The 17,904-nt window shown below is 57.1% G+C and carries 17 protein-coding genes and 1 pseudogene; 7 read left to right on the top strand and 11 right to left on the bottom strand.

What is annotated here, in order from left to right; translation table 11 throughout:
* Positions 1–3: 3 nt before the first annotated feature.
* The 3 genes from Q1B15_RS01725 to Q1B15_RS01715 all read right to left on the bottom strand — a co-directional run bounded on the left by Q1B15_RS01725 (position 4) and on the right by Q1B15_RS01715 (position 3,868).
* Positions 4–1,803 carry a TRAP transporter large permease subunit gene (locus Q1B15_RS01725; RefSeq protein ID WP_299749201.1) on the bottom strand — a complete coding sequence of 600 codons (1,800 nt, stop codon included), beginning with the start codon at positions 1,801–1,803 and terminating at the stop codon, positions 4–6.
* Entirely contained in the window at positions 1,803–2,690 is an 888-nt protein-coding gene (locus Q1B15_RS01720) for a TRAP transporter small permease (protein ID WP_299749198.1), read from the bottom strand. The genes Q1B15_RS01725 and Q1B15_RS01720 overlap by 1 nt, the downstream gene beginning before the upstream one ends.
* A 158-nt stretch (positions 2,691–2,848) precedes the next feature.
* Positions 2,849–3,868, bottom strand: a complete 1,020-nt coding sequence (locus tag Q1B15_RS01715; RefSeq protein ID WP_299749195.1) for a TRAP transporter substrate-binding protein — start codon at positions 3,866–3,868, stop codon at positions 2,849–2,851.
* A gap of 181 nt (positions 3,869–4,049) precedes the next feature.
* Between Q1B15_RS01715 and Q1B15_RS01710 the strand changes: the two genes are divergently transcribed.
* Positions 4,050–4,727, top strand: coding sequence for a GntR family transcriptional regulator (locus tag Q1B15_RS01710; protein WP_299749192.1), 678 nt, complete (start codon positions 4,050–4,052; stop codon positions 4,725–4,727).
* 9 nt (positions 4,728–4,736) lie between these two features.
* Here the strand turns inward: Q1B15_RS01710 and Q1B15_RS01705 are convergent, their stop codons facing one another.
* Complete coding sequence (locus Q1B15_RS01705; protein ID WP_299749189.1) at positions 4,737–5,624, bottom strand: NAD(P)-dependent oxidoreductase; 888 nt, start codon at positions 5,622–5,624, stop codon at positions 4,737–4,739.
* 166 nt (positions 5,625–5,790) lie between these two features.
* Here Q1B15_RS01705 and Q1B15_RS01700 point away from each other — a divergent pair, with 166 nt between their 5' ends.
* From Q1B15_RS01700 to Q1B15_RS01685, 4 genes are read left to right on the top strand one after another with little or no spacing between them, the layout of a single operon-like run.
* The gene (locus Q1B15_RS01700; protein ID WP_299749186.1) at positions 5,791–6,549 is read left to right on the top strand and encodes an SDR family oxidoreductase; all 759 of its coding nucleotides are present in this window, start codon (positions 5,791–5,793) and stop codon (positions 6,547–6,549) included.
* A 31-nt stretch (positions 6,550–6,580) separates the two neighbouring features.
* Positions 6,581–7,423, top strand: a complete 843-nt coding sequence (locus Q1B15_RS01695) for a fumarylacetoacetate hydrolase family protein (RefSeq protein WP_299749183.1) — start codon at positions 6,581–6,583, stop codon at positions 7,421–7,423.
* Positions 7,416–8,360, top strand: a complete 945-nt coding sequence (locus tag Q1B15_RS01690; RefSeq protein ID WP_299749180.1) for a 2-hydroxyacid dehydrogenase — start codon at positions 7,416–7,418, stop codon at positions 8,358–8,360. Before Q1B15_RS01695 ends, Q1B15_RS01690 begins: the two co-directional genes overlap by 8 nt.
* On the top strand, positions 8,357–9,448 hold the full coding sequence (locus Q1B15_RS01685) for a mandelate racemase/muconate lactonizing enzyme family protein (protein WP_299749177.1): 1,092 nt from the start codon (positions 8,357–8,359) through the stop codon (positions 9,446–9,448). Before Q1B15_RS01690 ends, Q1B15_RS01685 begins: the two co-directional genes overlap by 4 nt.
* Here the strand turns inward: Q1B15_RS01685 and Q1B15_RS01680 are convergent.
* Positions 9,445–10,200, bottom strand: a complete 756-nt coding sequence (locus tag Q1B15_RS01680) for an SDR family oxidoreductase (protein WP_299749174.1) — start codon at positions 10,198–10,200, stop codon at positions 9,445–9,447. The two genes, Q1B15_RS01685 and Q1B15_RS01680, sit on opposite strands and share 4 nt — an antisense overlap.
* Positions 10,201–10,266: 66 nt before the next feature.
* On the opposite strand from Q1B15_RS01680, the gene Q1B15_RS01675 reads away from it, so the two are divergent.
* Positions 10,267–11,298 (top strand): L-idonate 5-dehydrogenase, encoded by a 1,032-nt coding sequence (locus Q1B15_RS01675; protein WP_299749171.1) that lies wholly within the window; start codon positions 10,267–10,269, stop codon positions 11,296–11,298.
* Here the strand turns inward: Q1B15_RS01675 and Q1B15_RS01670 are convergent.
* A complete protein-coding gene (locus tag Q1B15_RS01670; protein ID WP_299749169.1) occupies positions 11,295–12,737 on the bottom strand; it encodes an aldehyde dehydrogenase family protein in 1,443 nt (480 codons plus the stop codon). The genes Q1B15_RS01675 and Q1B15_RS01670 overlap by 4 nt on opposite strands.
* A gap of 43 nt (positions 12,738–12,780) precedes the next feature.
* Entirely contained in the window at positions 12,781–13,806 is a 1,026-nt protein-coding gene (locus Q1B15_RS01665) for a Gfo/Idh/MocA family oxidoreductase (protein ID WP_299749165.1), read from the bottom strand.
* Positions 13,807–13,957: 151 nt separating this feature from the next.
* Here Q1B15_RS01665 and Q1B15_RS01660 point away from each other — a divergent pair, with 151 nt between their 5' ends.
* A complete protein-coding gene (locus tag Q1B15_RS01660) occupies positions 13,958–14,755 on the top strand; it encodes an N-acyl homoserine lactonase family protein (RefSeq protein ID WP_299749161.1) in 798 nt (265 codons plus the stop codon).
* A gap of 56 nt (positions 14,756–14,811) precedes the next feature.
* Here Q1B15_RS01660 and Q1B15_RS01655 read toward each other — a convergent pair whose 3' ends face one another.
* The 4 genes and pseudogenes from Q1B15_RS01655 to Q1B15_RS01640 form a co-directional block, all read right to left on the bottom strand.
* Positions 14,812–15,474: a 50S ribosomal protein L25/general stress protein Ctc gene (locus Q1B15_RS01655; RefSeq protein ID WP_299749159.1), complete on the bottom strand. Its 663-nt coding sequence runs from the start codon at positions 15,472–15,474 to the stop codon at positions 14,812–14,814.
* A 126-nt stretch (positions 15,475–15,600) separates the two neighbouring features.
* Positions 15,601–16,170, bottom strand: coding sequence for a hypothetical protein (locus tag Q1B15_RS01650; protein WP_299749157.1), 570 nt, complete (start codon positions 16,168–16,170; stop codon positions 15,601–15,603).
* 139 nt (positions 16,171–16,309) lie between these two features.
* Positions 16,310–17,473, bottom strand: a complete 1,164-nt coding sequence (locus Q1B15_RS01645; protein ID WP_299749155.1) for an alpha-hydroxy acid oxidase — start codon at positions 17,471–17,473, stop codon at positions 16,310–16,312.
* A 108-nt stretch (positions 17,474–17,581) separates the two neighbouring features.
* A pseudogene (locus Q1B15_RS01640) lies at positions 17,582–17,904 on the bottom strand (dihydrolipoyl dehydrogenase); the annotation flags it as partial.

Raw genomic sequence — 17,904 nt, 5'->3', positions numbered from 1 at the left:
GACCTATTTCAGTAGGATTTCAACGATCGGCGGCCAGGCCAGCAGCACTGACAAGGCACAGAGCTGGATAGCGATAAAGGGCAGGAAGCCTTTGAAGATGTCGGTCAGCGAGATATGCGGTGGAGCCACGGATTTCAGGTAGAACGCAGCCGGGCCAAAGGGCGGTGACAGGAAACTGACCTGCATGTTCATACAGAATAGCACACCAAACCAAACCGCGAGGTTCTTGGGCTCTAGCTCCCCGAAGAGACCTATTTCCTCGATCGGAAGGCGCTGCACGATGGGCAGGAACACCGGAATGATCAACAGAACGATCCCAACCCAGTCCATGAACGCCCCCATGAACAGCAAAATCACCATCATTGCTAAGATAATGCCCATCGTTGGCAGATCACTTCCAACGATGAACTCGGCCACATAAGTCGGGCCGCCTGCAATCGTGTAAGCCCCAGCAAGCGCTGCAGCCCCGATGGTCACCCAGATGATGGTACCGGTCGATTTCAGCGTCCGCATCAAACTGTCCCAAAGCCCATCAAGAACGGCAGGGATGCGCAGCGTCAGCAGCAGTAAGATCAGCAGGGTGACCATCGTTTGCGTGATGCCAAGGCTTTCACTCTCGATTAAGAATTGCGGTGCGATCAGAACAATCGCGATATATAGGGCTATCCAAACCGCGTTTTTCACCACAAGACTTACCCAGCCAGAGAAGTCTTTTTGGTACAAAGTCATCAGCAAATAAACAGCCAATGCGCCCATACCAGCCGCCTCGGTGATGCCCGTTATCCCGCCGTAGATGGACCCCATGACAACGCCGATTACGACAATCGGGGCGACAAGACCTTTACCCAATAGCCAGCCGCGTGTCGTCCGTTTCAGGCCGAAGGCGAAGTAGATTAACCCGAGGCAGATCGAGACGATGCCACCAAACCACGGCACATAATCGGCAGTCCCCCAAAAGATCTGTTCGACCCCATCTCCAAGATCGATGTTCTGGCCTGTGATCGTGAAGAACAGAGCGCGCAGGAACAAGACCGTGCAGATGCCCGATATCAGAACCGCAAGGAATGCCGTGAACAAGCCCAACTTCTCTAGACCAAGCGGCTCGCCGGGTAGCGGATCTGGTAAAGGTGCATCTTGAGGGCGCAATTGCGTCCTAACAATAATGTATAGGATGAAGAACGAGGCCAGCATGAAGCCCGGCAAGAAGGCCGCCGTGAAGAGCGCCTTGATCGACGTTTCGGTGATTAGACCGTAGATGATCAACACGATCGACGGTGGGATCATCGTCCCCAACGAGCCCGACGCGCAGATCGTCCCGATGGCGAGGTTCTGATTATAGCCGAGCCGCAACATCTGCGGCAAAGCGATCAGGCCTAGCAAAACCACTTCGCCCCCGATAATGCCCGACATCGCGGCCATGATTACAGCCATGATCGACGTGACGATCGCGATGCCGCCCCGCGTCCGGTTGAGCCAGACACTGAGCGAGGAATACATGTCCTTTGCAATTCCGGAACGTTCCAGCAGCGACGCCATGAAAATGAACAGAGGAATAGATATGAGCACATAGTCCGTTAAGAGACCGTATATTTTCTGGGCGAGAATATTCAAAGGCCCACTCCCCGGCCTCCCCGTCAAAATACCGTCTCCAAACAAAAGCGGATTAAACAGCGTGTCTGGCTCGAACTTCATGAACAGCACAAGAACGGCCAAAATGGCCGAGGCAAGACCAAGCGGCATGCCTATGGCGAGCAGCACCAAAAGGCCCAGCATAAGGACCAGTGAAATGGTTCCGATATCCATTATTTGTTTGCCTTCGTCTGATAAGATTGGTGGGTGACGTCCAGTGTATCTGGCTCATCTGCACCGACCGCGGCGCGCAACCGCTCCAGCTCGTCTTCGTCAATGTCGTCGGCTGCCGTGTGGATCACCGGCTCTGCATTCCAGTCCGAGATCAGATTGATAAGGGCCTGGATCGCCACCATCGCCACAATGAACAGCACCGAGACTTTCAGCGTCGCCGGAATAGGTGGATCAAAGGCAGTACCAAACGTCTCCCAACGCCCAAATTTCTGGAAGGCCTCGCCATAGCCACCATAAATAAGTGCAGCGGCGAAGACGACAATCAGCAGCGTCGAGATGCAGTCAAACAGCCGCTGCAACCAGCGCGGCGCCATGTCGTAAAGTAAAAAAATCCTGATATGGCTACGCTGCTGCATCGCGTAAAGCCCAGCGGTCAAAAATACGAAGCCAGCAAGCCATAGCGAAAGTTCGTTCGCCCACAATGTCGGCGCCTCGAATACGTAGCGCAGAGCAACCTCATAGAGCATCACCATGGTCAGCAAGGTTATTAGCATCATGGTCACACGCCCGATGAATACGGACAAACGATCCAGTGGCCCCCAAGACTCAAACTCCATCGGCGCGCGGCGTACAGTCAAAACGCCCAGAACAACAAAGATCGGCATGCAAATCAGTGCGAAAAGATCAATAATATCAATATGGGTGCCTATTACGATGGGGACGTTCGGGGTTACATCGATGCGGCCATAAAGGGCTGCCAGCTGATCAGCGTGCCCGCCCCAATCTAGGATAAAGGCCGGCATATGCCAGATCAGCCACCCAGCACAAAAGATAAACCCAAGTGGCACCAGCCATTCGACCGCGGTGCCGTGCTTTTCGTGCTGCATGGAAACCTCCCCGTCAGGGCGCCACAAATGGGTGCCCTTTGTCCCTTTTTACCCCAGCAACCGCCAAAATCTGCCGCGGTTGGATCAACCTGGCGTGTCGCCCTGCAAGATCTCATTGAGAGGGGCGGTGCAAACGGCCCCGCCCCTCCTGTCAGACCTTACTCAGAAACAAGGCCCAGTTGGGCTAGGTAAGCCATGTGCGAATCAACCAGCGCCTTTGCTTCAGGCGTGGTCGCAAATTCAGGCCATGTGGCCTGAGCTGCAGCACGGAATTTCGCCAGCTCTTCAGGTGCCCACTGCGACAGTGTCACACCTTCGGAACGCAGCTTCGCGGCTGCCTCGGCATTGGCCTTTTCGAAGGTTAATGCTGTGCGAAGCGCCAGCGCCTCCATTCCGACCTTCATGATCCTCTGTTGATACGCAGGCATCGCATCGAAGACTTCCTTGTTACATGCCAGGTGGTCGGAAGGCATCGAATGGAAACCAGGGAAGTTGGCGTATTTGACGATGTCATACAGACCTAGACCAACATTGTTGGCCAGACCAGATGCGTCGGCTCCGTCAATGATGCCTGTTTCCAGCGCGGTAAAAATCTCAGTGAAGTCCATCACGATCGGCGAAGCGCCGAGCTTTTCAAAGATCTTTGTTTCCATGCCTGGAGGAGAGCGGAATTTCCAATTTTGGAAGTCTGCAACTTTCTCGATTGGCTTGGACGAGGCAAAGCTTTCCTGCCCATAAATCCACCAGCCGATGAGCTCCATGCCGTATTTGTTGTAAAGCGGTTTGGCAGCTTCAAGCCCGCCACCGTAATACAACCACGAAAGCTGCTGGTAAGGGGTGTCATAGCCGCCCATGATGTCTCCAACAAACTGGAACGCTGGGTTTTTACCAGTCTGGTAGCCACCACCAGTAAAGTCGCAGTCCAGAATGCCGGATGCGGCTGCGTCGAATGTTTCCACCGACTTCACAACCGAAGAGCTCCAGAATACTTCGACCTGGATTGCGCCGTTCGACATATCGGTGATGTCTTGGATGTATTGAGCTGCAAGCTTTCCCGACACTGTTTCAGGCGCGTAGTGGCTCTGTATGCGCAGGTTCGTCGTTTGCGCAAAGGCGGTGGATGCACCGACGATCGCAAGTGTACTGACCGCAGCGGCGGCTAGTTTGATAAGTTTCATTTAGGGTCCTCCCAATTTTCAGTTACAGCCAACACGATCTCCGTCGTGTTCGATAGTGGCCCGGACGACCCTAGCTGTGCATTTCCCGGCTGCCAACAAAATTCTGGAAAATTTCAAAATTTCAAAATTTTTCCCTATTTTCAGAAAGCTTCTGCTAGACATGAGTCGCGAAAGGCGGCCCATGAAGACGGACTCACCGGCGATTTACGCCGACCTCAAAAATAAACTGATGAACGCCCGCTTCGGCCCCGGCGAGAAGCTTAAGCCTGCGTCGCTTCAGGGTGAATACGGCTGCTCGGCGAATACCGTGCGGGACGTTCTTTTGCGTCTGACCAAAGTCGGGCTTGTAGAATTTGAAATGCAACGCGGCTTTCGCGCGCAATACACATCGCCCGAAAAACGCAACGATGTCACGCGCTTCCGCTCAATGTTAGAACAGGAAGGCGTAACCCTTTCGATGAAATTGGGCGGCATAAGCTGGGAAGCGGAGTTGACTGCCGCGCACCATAGGCTCAGCCATCTCGAAAGCGAATTCGAGCGCTCTGGAGACCTTGCTGATAATCCAGACAACATGAAACTTTGGACAAACGCTGAATGGAGCTTCCACGACACGCTCATCTCGCGCTGCGGATCGCCCATGCTGCGCGATACCTACGAGAATGTTTACGGCCAGTTCCGCCAACAAATGGTCGCACAGGAAAGCGGCTTCGGCCGCAGTTACTTTAGCGCGATTATCCACGAGCATCAGGCAATCCTCGACGCAGCCCTTTCGCGCGATGTCACTGCATGCCGCGCGGCAATCAACGACCATCTCAAGCGCAATTACACCCAGGCAGTTGCGCTTGAAGCCGCGGTCTGACCCCGTGCCTTACGTGTCCAACCCGTTCCGCGCTTTAAGCTCAAGGTAAAGCCCTGAATGGTCCAGATCCGCACCCTCCATTTGCGAAACGAAATACGCAAACCTATCCCGCACCGACTGTGTCGATGGCAAGCTCAGCCCAAGTGCGCCCGCCTCGTCCAAAGTATTGTCGAGGTCCTTCAACTGAAACTTGGACAAGCCGCCGGGAACAAAATCACCGTTGGTCATGCGGGCCCCGTGCTGCTGCAAAATCGTGGAATCGGCGAAACCACCTCGCAAAGCCTGACGCACCGCCGCAGGATCTGCGCCGCCCTTTTCCAAAAGCAACATCGCTTCCGCAACCGCACCAATCGTCACCGCAACGATCGTCTGGTTGGCCAATTTCGCCAATTGCCCAGCCCCGCTTGCGCCCACATGCACCGGACGACCAAGATCATTCAAAATCGGCAAAGACCGTTCGAAAACATCAGCGCGCCCACCGACCATAATTGCAAGACTGGCGCCCTCGGCTCCCTTGGTGCCGCCCGAAACAGGCGCATCCAGATGGACGCATCCCAAGCCCTCCAGCAACGTTGCCTGCGCCCGGGCGTGCTCTGGCTTGGCGCTCGACATATCGAGCCACAATGTGCCGGGCCGCAGTGCCGCGCGAAGACTGACGTCATCCAGCAGCGCGCCCGTCGCAACGCCATCCGACAGCATCGTCAGCACGACATCGGCGCTTCCAACGGCCTCTGCTGCGGTTTCAGCGATTATCGCGCCATCGGCTTCCAAACCTTCGGCCCGCGCGCGCGTCCGGTTCCAGACAACCACCTCATGCCCGGCACGCGCCAAATTCCGCGCCATAGGAAATCCCATCAATCCGGTGCCGATCACCGCAATTTTCTGCCTATCACTCATTGTCACACCTCAGTCTTGACCGTGGCGGACCCTAAGCCTATCCGCGAATAGATGACCACCGAAAGCGGCGCTCTCACAACCTGAATGCTTGCAAGACCAGATAAAACGCCAAAACGGCATACACAATTCGAGCCTCATTTAGGCTTGAGCGAACGGGAGGAAAAACATGAGCCACCAAAGGCTTGAGGGCAAACGCGCCCTGATCACAGCAGCCGGCCAGGGCATCGGCCGCGCCAGCGCTATCGCCATGGCCAACGACGGCGCGCATGTCGTTGCCACCGACATCAGCCAAGAGGCTCTTGACGATCTGACGGCCGCGAATCACGCTAACATCGAAACGCGACTGGTCGATGCGCGCGACGCCGACAGCATCAACAGCGCTGTAGAGCACGCCAGACCTGACGTCCTTTTCAACTGCGCAGGCTTCGTCCACCACGGCACCATCCTGGACGCCACAGACGACGAATGGGACTTTGCGTTCGACCTAAACGTCCAATCCATGTTCCGCACAATACGTGCAGCCCTTCCCGGCATGCTGGAGCGCGGCAACGGCTCGATCATCAATATGGCATCGGCCTGTTCGTCAATCATCGGCGCACCCAACCGCTTCATCTATGGCACAACCAAAGCCGCCGTCATTGGCCTAACGAAATCCGTCGCTATCGACTTCATCACCAAAGGCATTCGCTGCAACTGCATCTGCCCCGGCACTGTGCAAAGCCCCTCGCTTGAACAGCGTCTCCATACCCTCGGCGAACAGGTCGGCGGCTACGACGAAGCCCGCAAACAATTCATCGCCCGCCAACCTATGGGTCGCATCGCCTCGGCCGAGGAAATCGCCGCCCTGACGGTCTATCTCGCAAGCGACGAGAGCGCCTTTATCACCGGACAACCCCACATCATCGACGGCGGCTGGTCGGGTTAACCCCAGCCCAACGCAAAACAAGGAAAAGCATATGAAACTCGTTCGTTACGGCAAAACCGGAGCCGAAAAACCCGGACTTATGGATGGCGAAACCCTGCGCGATCTCAGCGGTCACGTCGATGACATCACCGGTGCCACGCTTGACGACGCGACCCTCGCACGCCTTGCCGCCATCGACCCCGCATCCCTTCCAAAAGTGGCAGGCTCCCCCCGCATTGGACCTTGCGTCGGCAATATCGGAAAATTCCTGTGTATCGGCCTGAATTACTCAGATCACGCGGCAGAAACCGGCGCGGCAATCCCTGAACACCCGATCCTGTTTTTCAAAGCCAACTCCGCGATCGTTGGCCCCAACGACAACGTCATGATGCCACGTGGCTCCACCCACACCGACTGGGAAGTTGAGTTGGGCGTCGTCATCGGCAAGGCGGCAAAATACGTCTCAAAAGAAGACGCTCTGGATTACGTGGCGGGCTATTGCATCGTGAACGACGTCTCCGAACGCCACTTCCAGACGCAACTCACCGGCCAATGGACCAAGGGCAAAAGCCCTGACACGTTCGGCCCAACCGGCCCCTGGCTGGTCACCAAAGACGAAGTCCCCGACCCACAAGCGCTTGCCATGTCCTGCGACGTGAACGGCAAACGCATGCAGACCGGCACAACCAACACGATGATTTTCACTGTCGCCGAAATCATCGAACACCTCAGCCACCTGTTCACGCTGCATCCGGGCGACGTGATCTCGACGGGAACACCTCCGGGCGTTGGAATGGGGATGAAGCCGCCAACCTACCTCAAAGTGGGCGACGTCATGGAGCTAGACATCGAAGGCCTCGGCCACCAGCGGCAGGAGGTCGGCGAGGATGCCTGATCTCCTTCAAATCGGCGGCGCGACCGAGGAAATGTCGGCGCGCGTCTCGGCCGCATTCACCATCCACAAAGCAAGCGATCAAGCGGACCTGACTGGGTGGCTGGCCGAACATGGGGACAAAATCACCCACGTTCAGACCAACGGCCACGACGGCGTAAAGCCCGACGTCATGGCAGCGTTAACGAACCTTAAGATGATTTCCTGCTACGGTGTCGGATATGACAATATTGATGCCAACGAGGCCGTGCGACGCGGCATCATGGTCACGCACACCCCCAACGTCCTGAACGAGGAAGTTGCGACCACGGCCGTGCTTCTCATGCTTGCCTGTTACCGCGAACTTCTGCGCGATGACGCATGGGTGCGCGCAGGCGATTGGGAGGCCAAGGGCAACAGCCCGCTCACACGTTCTGCAGACAATCAAACCATCGGCATTCTGGGTATGGGTCGCATCGGTCAGGCGATTGCCGCAAAACTGGCCCCGTGGAATCCGACGATTCTCTATCACACACGCAGCAAAAAAGACGTTCCTTACCAGTACGTTGGCGATCTTGCGAAGATGGCCGAGGCGTGCGACGCCCTAATCATCATCACGCCGGGGGGCGCTGCCACTCACCATCTGGTGAACGGCGAAGTGATGAACGCTCTTGGCCCGAACGGCACGTTGATCAACGTCGCGCGTGGCACTGTGATTGACGAACAAGCCATGATCGTAGCCCTTTCCGAAGGCCGTCTCGGCTGGGCCGGGCTCGACGTGTTCGAACACGAACCCGAAGTCCCGCAAGCCTTGCGCGATCTGCCCAACGCCACGCTTCTGCCCCACGTGGGCAGTGCAACGCATGAAACCCGTGCGGCCATGGGCAAACTCACCGTCGACAACTTGTTAAGTCATCTTAACGACGGCACGGTCATCAGCCCGGTGCCCGAATGCCAATGACCAAAATCACCTCGATCGAGCCACGGCTTTTTGCCGTGCCGCTCGACGAGGTGCTCGTCGACGCCAAACATGGCGCGCACAGCCACTTCCACCTGATCACTGCGACAGTTACCCTCGAAGATGGTCGCACCGGCACCGGCTATACCTACAACGGCGGGCGCGGCGGTCACGCCACCCACGCCATGATCGCCCACGATCTCGCGCCATTCCTCGTCGGCGAAGATGGCACCAACGTTGAAGCCCTCACCGACGCGATGGACGCCTACATGCACTACGTCGGGCGCGGCGGCATCCTCAGCTTCGCCATTTCCGCCATCGACATCGCCCTCTGGGACATCCGCGCCAAGGCCGCCGAAAAACCGCTCTGGCAATTGGCCGGAGGTGCGGGGCAAACCTGCAAAGCCTACGGCGGCGGCATCGACCTTGCTTTCCCGTTGGAAAAACTGAAAGCCCACGTCCAAGGCTACCTCGATGCCGGACTAGACGCCGTCAAAATCAAGATCGGCCAACCAACGGCCGCCGAAGACATCGCCCGCATCCGCGCCATCCGTGACCTTCTCGGTCCCGACCGCGCTTTCATGATCGACGCAAACTACTCAATGTCGCGCAACGAAGCGGTTTCGCTGGCCCGCGCGGTCCAGGACCAAAACATCCACTGGTTTGAAGAACCGATTATCCCCGATGACTACCCAGGCTACGCCCATGTGGCGCGGGAAGGCGGCATTGAGGTCGCCCAAGGTGAAAACCTCCACACGATCTTTGAATTCGAAATGGCGCTGGCCCAAGGCGGCCTCGGCTTCATCCAACCCGATGCCTCCAACTGCCTTGGCATCACCGGATGGCTTAGGGTCGCGGCGCTCGCAAAAGAACACAACGTCCCCGTCTGCTCGCACGGCATGCAGGAATTGCACGTCAGCCTCGTATCATCGCAGCCCCACGGAGGCTGGCTCGAAGTTCACAGCTTCCCGATTGACCGCTACACAAAACGCCCGCTGGTGATTGAACAGGGCAGGGCGGTCGCGCCCCAAAGCCCCGGTGTCGGCGTCGATTTCGATTGGGACAAACTCAGCCCCTTCGAGGTCCGCTAAAGTGATGCGGTAATCCCGCCATCCACAAAAAGCGTATGCCCATTCACGAAACTTGATGCAGCCGATGACAAAAATATCGCCGCACCCTGAAGCTCATCCACGCTCCCCCAACGGCCTGCAGGTGTGCGCTTTTCAAGCCATGCACTGAACTCCGGATCCGCCACCAAAGCCGCATTCAACGGCGTGTCAAAATACCCCGGCGCAATCGCATTGCACTGCAATCCGTACTTCGCCCAATCCGTCGCCATGCCCTTCGTCAGGTTCGTCACCGCGCCTTTTGTGGCGGTATAAGGCGCGATCCCGGGACGGGCCAAGGCCGACTGCACGCTTGCAATATTGATAATCTTACCCGCTTTGCGCCCAATCATGTGCCGCGCAACCGCCTGGCCCACATGAAACACGCTCGCGATATTCGTCTGCAAAAGCTTCTCGAAGGCATCCGCCGGAAAGTCCTGCAATTCGCTCCGGTATTGCATGCCCGCATTGTTGATTAGAATATCAAACGCCATGCCGCCGGCTTCCGCCGCATCCACTGCCGCGCGCACCCCTTCATGGTCCGTCACATCAAACGCTAGGGTATCGACACCTCCCAAAGCCGCCGACGCCTCCGCCAACTTACCCTTGTCGCGTCCGTTCAACACAACTTTCGCGCCCGCTTCGATCAATCCTTGCGCCAAGGCAAAACCAATCCCCTGACTAGATCCGGTAATCAGCGCGCGACGGCCAGAAAGATCAAAAAGTTTCGACGACATGGCATTTCCTCCGATGAATTCTGCGGCTACCTTCCGGGGCAACGCGGGGAACCGCAAGGGGGGAATATGAAAGCCATCGTCATTCACGCAGCCCACGACCTTCGCCTTGAAGACCGCGACCCACGCGCGCCGATGCCCGGCGAAGTCCGCGTCGCCATCAAAGCCGGTGGCATCTGCGGCTCAGACCTTCATTACTACCACCAAGGTGGCTTCGGACCGATCCGCATTAAGGAACCAATGATCCTTGGCCACGAAGTTTCCGGCCTCGTCACCGACCTCGGAAGCGGTGTTGCAGGTCTCAGCATCGGGCAGCTTGTCGCCGTATCGCCCTCGCGTCCGTGCCAAGCCTGCCAATATTGCCTAAAGGGAATGCAAAACCACTGCGAAAACATGGCCTTCTACGGAAGCGCCATGCCATTCCCCCACATTCAGGGCGCCTTCCGCCAAGACTTGATCGCCCTTCCACATCAATGCGTCCCCGCCGACGGTCTCACATCGGGCGAAGCCGCAATGGCCGAACCGCTCGCGGTCTGCCTCCATGCGGTCCACCACGCCGGTGACCTCGTCGGCAAATCCGTCCTTGTCTCAGGCTGCGGCCCTATCGGCTTGCTGTCGGTCCTCGCAGCACGCCGCGCCGGAGCTTCGGAAATCATCGCGACAGATCTCACCGATTTCACGCTCGCAAAAGCGCTTGAAATCGGCGCGGATCACGCCCTGAATCTTGCCACTGACCCCGACGCCCTGACGCCCTGGCAAAGCGGTAAAGGCCAGATCGACGTGCAATTTGAATGCTCCGGAGCTGCCCAGGCCGTCGCCGCCGGTGTCAAAGCCCTACGCCCGCAAGGCATCCTTGTGCAGCTTGGATTGGGCGGTGACATGACCCTGCCGATGCAAGCCATGACCGCCAAAGAGATCGTCCTGAAAGGCTCGTTCCGCTTCCACGACGAATTCACCACCGCCGTGCAGCTCATGCAAAAAGGTCTGATCGACGTGGCCCCTCTTATCACGCAAACCTTCTGTCTGGCCGACGCCGTCAAAGCTTTCGACACCGCCGGAGACCGCACCCAGGCCGTCAAAGCTCAGATCGACTTCACCTAGCCCAGCTTCACTGCAATGTTCTTGGTCTGCACGTAATTCCAAAGCGCCTCGCGGCCCTTTTCGCGCCCATATCCAGACTTGCCGAACCCGCCAAACGGCGTTTCGATACCGCCCGCGTACCATTCGTTCACGAATACCTGACCGGCCCGCATACGCTGTGCGACCCGCGTCGCACGGTTCAAATCGCGGGTGAAGACACCGCCAACAAGCCCGTACTCCGTCGAATTGGCGATCTCAATTGCCTCCGCATCGTCGCGAAACGACATTACGGATAGAACTGGCCCGAAGACCTCTTCTTGCGCAATCGTCATGTCAGACGTCACACCATCCAACACGGTTGGCTCCAAGAACGCGCCGGGACGGTTCAACTTGCGCCCTCCCGAAACAACTCGCGCGCCTTGCGCTTCGGCTTCTTGAACCATGCCAGCCGCGCGATCCCGCTGCGCTTCAGACACCATCGCGCCCATATTGGCCCCTGCTTCCGTCCGCTCAATCCCCGGACCCACAGACAAAGACTGCGCAACATTTTTGGCCCGCTCGACCAATTCATCCCGACGGCTTTCGTGCACGATGACACGGCTCATCGCCGAACAAACCTGCCCTGCGTTGAAGTATATTCCCCAACGGATGTCGTTCTCAAACGCCTCCAGATCGGCATCGTCATGCACAATCGCCGCCGATTTCCCGCCAAGCTCCAAAACGCAAGGCACCACATTCTGCGCCGCCGCCGTTGCAATTGCGATGCCTGTGCGAACCGATCCGGTAAACACAATCTGACGAACGCCCGGATGCGAGACCATTGCCGCACCCGCATCTTGCCCCAACCCACACAACATGTTCACAGTGCCCGCCGGAAACCCTGCGGCCTCGGCGGCTTTCGCAATATAGCCGTTGGTCAAAGGCGCAAGTTCGGGCGACTTGATCGCGCAGGCATTGCCCGTCGCCAAAGCCGCCGCGACGCCGCGCGCCGTCATCTCAAGCGGGTAATTCCACGGGATAATTTGTGCCGAAACACCAAACGGCTCGTTCACTGTCCAATCGAAATACCCGGCTCCAAGCGGGATCGATTTTCCCTCAACGGTCGAGGCCTGATTGCCGTAATACTCAAAATAAAGCGCGGCCCCTTTAACCTCGATCTCCGCCTCCCAAAGCGGCTTGCCTTGCTCGCGGGTTAAAACTTCGGCGATCTCATCAAGATGCGCCAAAAGCCAACGCCCCATCTCCTGCACCATCCGCCCGCGTTCCATCGGACGCATGTCGACCAACACCCGCGATGCATGCACCCGTTCGGCCGCCCGAACCGCACGATCTACGTCCGCCGTATCGGCCAAAGCATGCACAGCTAAGATTGTACCATTGCCGGGATCGATCACATCAATCCGACCGGCTCCACCGTCACACCAAGCCCCGTCGATGTAATTTTGCCAAAACTCTCGCATGTCCGTCCTCCACCCCAAGTCGTTTCCACACCAATCGACCGGTTCAAAGCGCCAGCTTGCAGCCCTCGGCGGCCGATCGATATACCGCCTCTTCAATCGCGACGACCGTCAGGTAATCGGCCGCGAGATTCTCAAACGGCGCGCCATCCAGAACTCCGGCCACCACGTGTTCCTGCAACGCATAAACGCAATCACCTGCGAACCCTTGAGGGGTCGGCGTGAACACACAAGTACGCTCCAAAGACCCAAAGTCCCGCTTCCAAACCGTGCCGTCCCCTCGCAATTCCAGCACGCCCTTGGTGCCTTCAACCAAAGCTTCGCCCATTGTCCAGCGGGTGTTTGTCGCCACATGGTCAATGTGGCGATTGCCATCAAACAGCGACCGAACTCCGTTTGGATGATCCATGATGAAGAACCCAGCGTCCTCGCCCACAATCACCGGGTTAAGCCGCCGCAAATCGGCGTAAACCGCCTCTGGATCACCCAAAAGGTACCGATAAGTGTCGATGAAATGCACGGCTGTCTCGTGGATCAACAACCGTTCCATTTTCTGAAAATACGGCTGGCGATCCAGATAGGCGCGCGGCCCCTGTCCATCGCCGGGGCGCAGACGAAACGATACTTGCTGCAACTCGCCAAGCGCTCCAGCATCAATCACGCCCTTGATAAACCGGAACCACGGCTGAAACCGGAAATTCTCATGCACGACCAACGTCACACCTGCCGCCTCGGCCTCGGCGACAATCTTGCGCGCTTCTTCCAACGTCTGGCAAAACGGCTTCTGGCAAATGATGTGCGACACCCCGGCTTGAAACGCGATCCGCAATGTCTCGGCATGGGCGACAGGCGGCACCACAACATCAAGAATATCGGGCTTCACCGCCGCAAGCATTGCTTCCAGATCGTCATATGCCGTAGCACCCGTCGCTTTTGCCGTCTCAAGATTGCGATCACAGACACCCGCCAATTGCGCACGCGGCATCCGCCCCCAGGCATCCATATGGAACTGACTGAAGTACCCCGCGCCGACCATGGCCACACGCACTGTTGTCTCGTCGGTATGCGCCATGTCGAGATCCCCCTCAAAATGATCCGCTAAAAGTCCCGCTCGCCCGGCGGACTGTCAACACAACAGCCCTCAATTCCCAATGTTTTTCTTGCTGCGCCGAACAGGGCTGACATGATCCTTCCGAAAGCAGCCGGGCAAAGGAGACAACGCAATGGCGGAATGGGAGGTCTTTTCGATCAAATACGCGGATCGCGGTAAACGCACCCGTGGTGACAGTTTCATCTTCGACGACAATCATGACGCCCCCCATGACATGGACTACTTCATGTGGCTCCTGCGATCCGGTGACCACGTGATCCTTGTCGACAGTGGCTACGACGACGCCGAAGCCAAAGCGCGCGACCGCCCGATCCGCCGGGACCCCGGCGTGGCCCTGGCCCCGTTTGGCTTAAAACCCGAAGACATCACCGAACTGGTTGTCACTCACCTGCACTACGATCACGCCGGGGGCCTGCATCTGTTTCCCAACGCGCGCCTTCACCTGCAAGCGGCAGAAATGGCCTATGCGACAGGCCCCTGCATGTGCCACGACACGCTGAAACTCCCCTTTACGGCGGGCCACGTCTGCGAGGCGATCATGCGGCTCTATGCCGGCAAGGTCATATTCCACGACGGCGACGGGATGATCGCAGACGGCGTCACTGTCCACAAAATCGGAGGCCATAGCCGGGGCCTGCAATGCGTACGGGTCAAAACGCGGGCAGGGTGGATGGTCCTTGCGTCAGATGCCTCGCATTTTTACGAAAACCTCTGGGCGCGCAAACCTTTCCCGATTGTTGTCGATATCGAAGACATGCTGATCGGCTTTGACACGCTTCAGTCCCTGGCCTCGGCACCCGAGTTGATCATACCGGGCCACGACCCGCTGGTGCGCGACTATTTCCCAAGCGAGTTGGACGACTTCATCCACCGACTTGATGCTGGCCCCATCCAAGACGTGATCCGCTAACGAAAAAGGGCGGCGCAAAATGCACCGCCCTCAAATCATCAAAGCAACAGGGAAGATTACTCTTCGCCGCCCTCTGCTGCTTCGTCCGTTGTCGGAACGTCATCGGCATCAACGCCGTCTTCGTCCTCATCATCGGCTTGCGAAGCAAGACCCGAAGGTGCCTGAATGTTGGCAATCACGAAGTCGCGGTCAATCGTTGATTTTGAGCCTTTTGGCAGGTCTACCATTGAAATCGTTGCGGTATCGCCGATCTCCATTTCAGCCACCGATATGGTGATCTTCTCAGGAATATCGCCAGCCGTCACGATAAGCTCGACCTCGGGGCGTACCATCGTCAGAACGCCACCCTTCTTGATGCCGGGCGCTTCATCTTCGCCCACGATCTCGACAGGGATATAAAGCGCGATCTTTGAAGTCCGCTTCAAACGCATCAGGTCAAGGTGTGTGGGGAGATCCTTCACAACATCGCGCTGAACGTTCCGGCAGATAACGCGCACGTCGTCGTGGCCTTCCACTACCAGATTATAAAGCGTCGCAAGGAAACGGCCCTGCTTCAGATTCTTGTACAGAACGTTGTAAGGGATATTGATCGCTACGGGGTCTATGCCGCCGCCGTATACGATGCCTGGTACGAGCCCGTCTCTTCGAGCTTGACGAGCGGCCCCCTTGCCTGTCCCCGTCCGTACCGCGGCGTTAAGATTAGGAATCTCACCAGCCATGGTTTTCTCCAAATTTTTCAAGTTGAAAGCGGCCTCCAAGGGTGTCCGCTCATGAACGGCGGCGTATAGCGGGCGATTCCTTATTTGGAAAGCACAAAAGATGACTCCAACCGGGCAGCGCGCGGCCTAACTGACGGGATCAAATGCCGTAAAGTTCGAATCGATCTCACCATAAGCGCAGTTCGCATCCAAAAGTGCTGCATGCGTGGCACCGGGATGAGTTTTCGACAGTAGCTTCAGGTCAACATAGTTCACCACCAGCTGGTCGATCTGAGGCTCATCAGGATCGGTCAAATCCCAGGCGACATAGCCGCAGACAAGACCACGATTGCGGTCATAAGTTCCCATGAAATCCACAGCCCCCAAAAGGCGATCCATCGGATACCAATTGATCCGATAGCCAGTCAAATGGTGCACAGGCCCACGTTCGACTGGGAAAGCCTGCATAATTCCCGGGCCAGGCGTAGCGCTTGCCGGGATGGCCAGGCCATCGATCCTGATCTGAAGTCCATCGTTCGAAGGTGTGCCTTCAACGGCCTGGAAAAGCGCAGTCGTTGCGGCAACAAGCGCTTCGGTCTGTTCTGGGAATTCAACGTCGCCCTGCCCGGCGAACGCGCCAAAAGTTGCGACGACCAAAGCCATCAGAGGCAAGACAACAGCCTTCTTCAAAAACACAGGGAACGCAAAACTCGTCATGACGCCAAATTACAGCGCAGAACGAATTGCGGCAAGAACATGTCAAAAAATCGACCTATTTTTGGGTCAGGCACGCGGCATCCATGCTTCAATACTGTGGTTTAGCTAGCTTTGTATCCAAAGTCGAAACGTCAAAGCACTACGACCAATCCCCCGCGAAATTCTTCGGCACCAGCAGAATATCGCGATCCACGTCGTGAATATCGCGCTTTCCACACAGCGCCATTGAAGTATCCAGCTCCTTGTGAATGACCTCCAAAGCGGTGGTCACACCCTTCTCGCCCATCGCGCCAAGACCATAGACCCAAGCCCGCCCGATCATCACACCCTTCGCACCCAAAGCGATCGCTTTCAGCACGTCCTGACCGCTGCGAATACCGCTATCAAGCCAGACCTCGGTCTTGTCGCCGACCTCTTTCACGATCTCTTCCAACATCCGGATCGAACTTAGTGCGCCGTCCAACTGCCGGCCGCCGTGGTTGGACACAACAATCGCATCCGCCCCGACCTCGACCGCCTTTTTGGCGTCTTCAACATCCAGAATACCCTTCAGGATCACCTTGCCGCCCCACATATCCATTAGCGTCTTGATCCGATCCCAATCAAGCGAGGGATCAAACGCCTCGGCCGTCCATGACGACAGCGATGACGGATCCGAAACCCCCTCGGCGTGTCCCACGATATTGCCAAAGAAGCGCCGCTTCGTCCGCAACATTTCCAAGCCCCACGTGACCTTCGTCATCATGTTGGCAATCGACGCAGGCGTCAGTTTCGGCGGGGCCGATAGCCCGTTCTTAATGTCCTTGTGCCGCTGACCCATAACCTGAAGATCAACCGTAATGACAATTGCTGAACACTTCGCAGCTTGCGCACGCTCAAACAAACGCCGCATGAAATCGTCGTCCTTCAGCGTATAGACCTGAAACCAGAATGGCTTGGTCGTATGCTCGGCCACGTCCTCGATCGAACAGATCGACATCGTCGAAAGACAAAAAGGTACGCCAAACTTTTCGGCAGCCTTCGCGGCTTTGATCTCGCCATCCGCGCTTTGCATTCCCGTCAAGCCAACTGGTGCCAAAGCCACTGGCATCGAAACGTCTTCGCCCACCAACTGGCTTTTGGTCGACCGGTCATTCATATCCATCGCAATCCGCTGACGCAGGCGAATTTTGTCAAAATCGCTGGTGTTCTCGCGGAATGTTTGCTCGGACCAACTGCCACTTTCGGCGTAGTCATAAAACATCTTCGGCACGCGACGCTTATAAATGCGTTTCAAGTCAGCAATTTCTGTGATGATGGGCATGAATTCAGTCCAATACGTTTTGGTAATTTTCAATTACCAATAAATCAAAGCCCTGTCCCGCGCCAAGTCGCAAACCCCCGCTGATCGAGGGGGCAAAGCCCCTAAATCTCACGCGTGAATGGCCCCGTCACCACAGGCGAGTGCCGCTTCGCGCACCGCTTCCGAATAGGTCGGATGTGCATGACACGTCCGCGCCAAATCCTCGGCCGCCGCCCCAAATTCCATAGCGACACAAATCTCGTGGATAAGATCCCCGGCCATTGGCCCGATGATATGCGCGCCCAAAATCCGGTCAGTGTCCTTGTCGGCCAGAATTTTCACAAAGCCATCGGCCGCAAAATTTGCCTTCGCGCGCCCATTCCCCATGAAGGAAAACTTACCAACCTTGTAAGCGTGACCCGCCTCCTTCAGCTGTTCTTCGGTCTGGCCGA

The organism is uncultured Boseongicola sp., assembly GCF_937988555.1.
In the GTDB taxonomy this organism is placed as follows: Bacteria; Pseudomonadota; Alphaproteobacteria; order Rhodobacterales; family Rhodobacteraceae; genus Boseongicola.
This window is presented reverse-complemented; position numbering and strand designations above follow the sequence as displayed.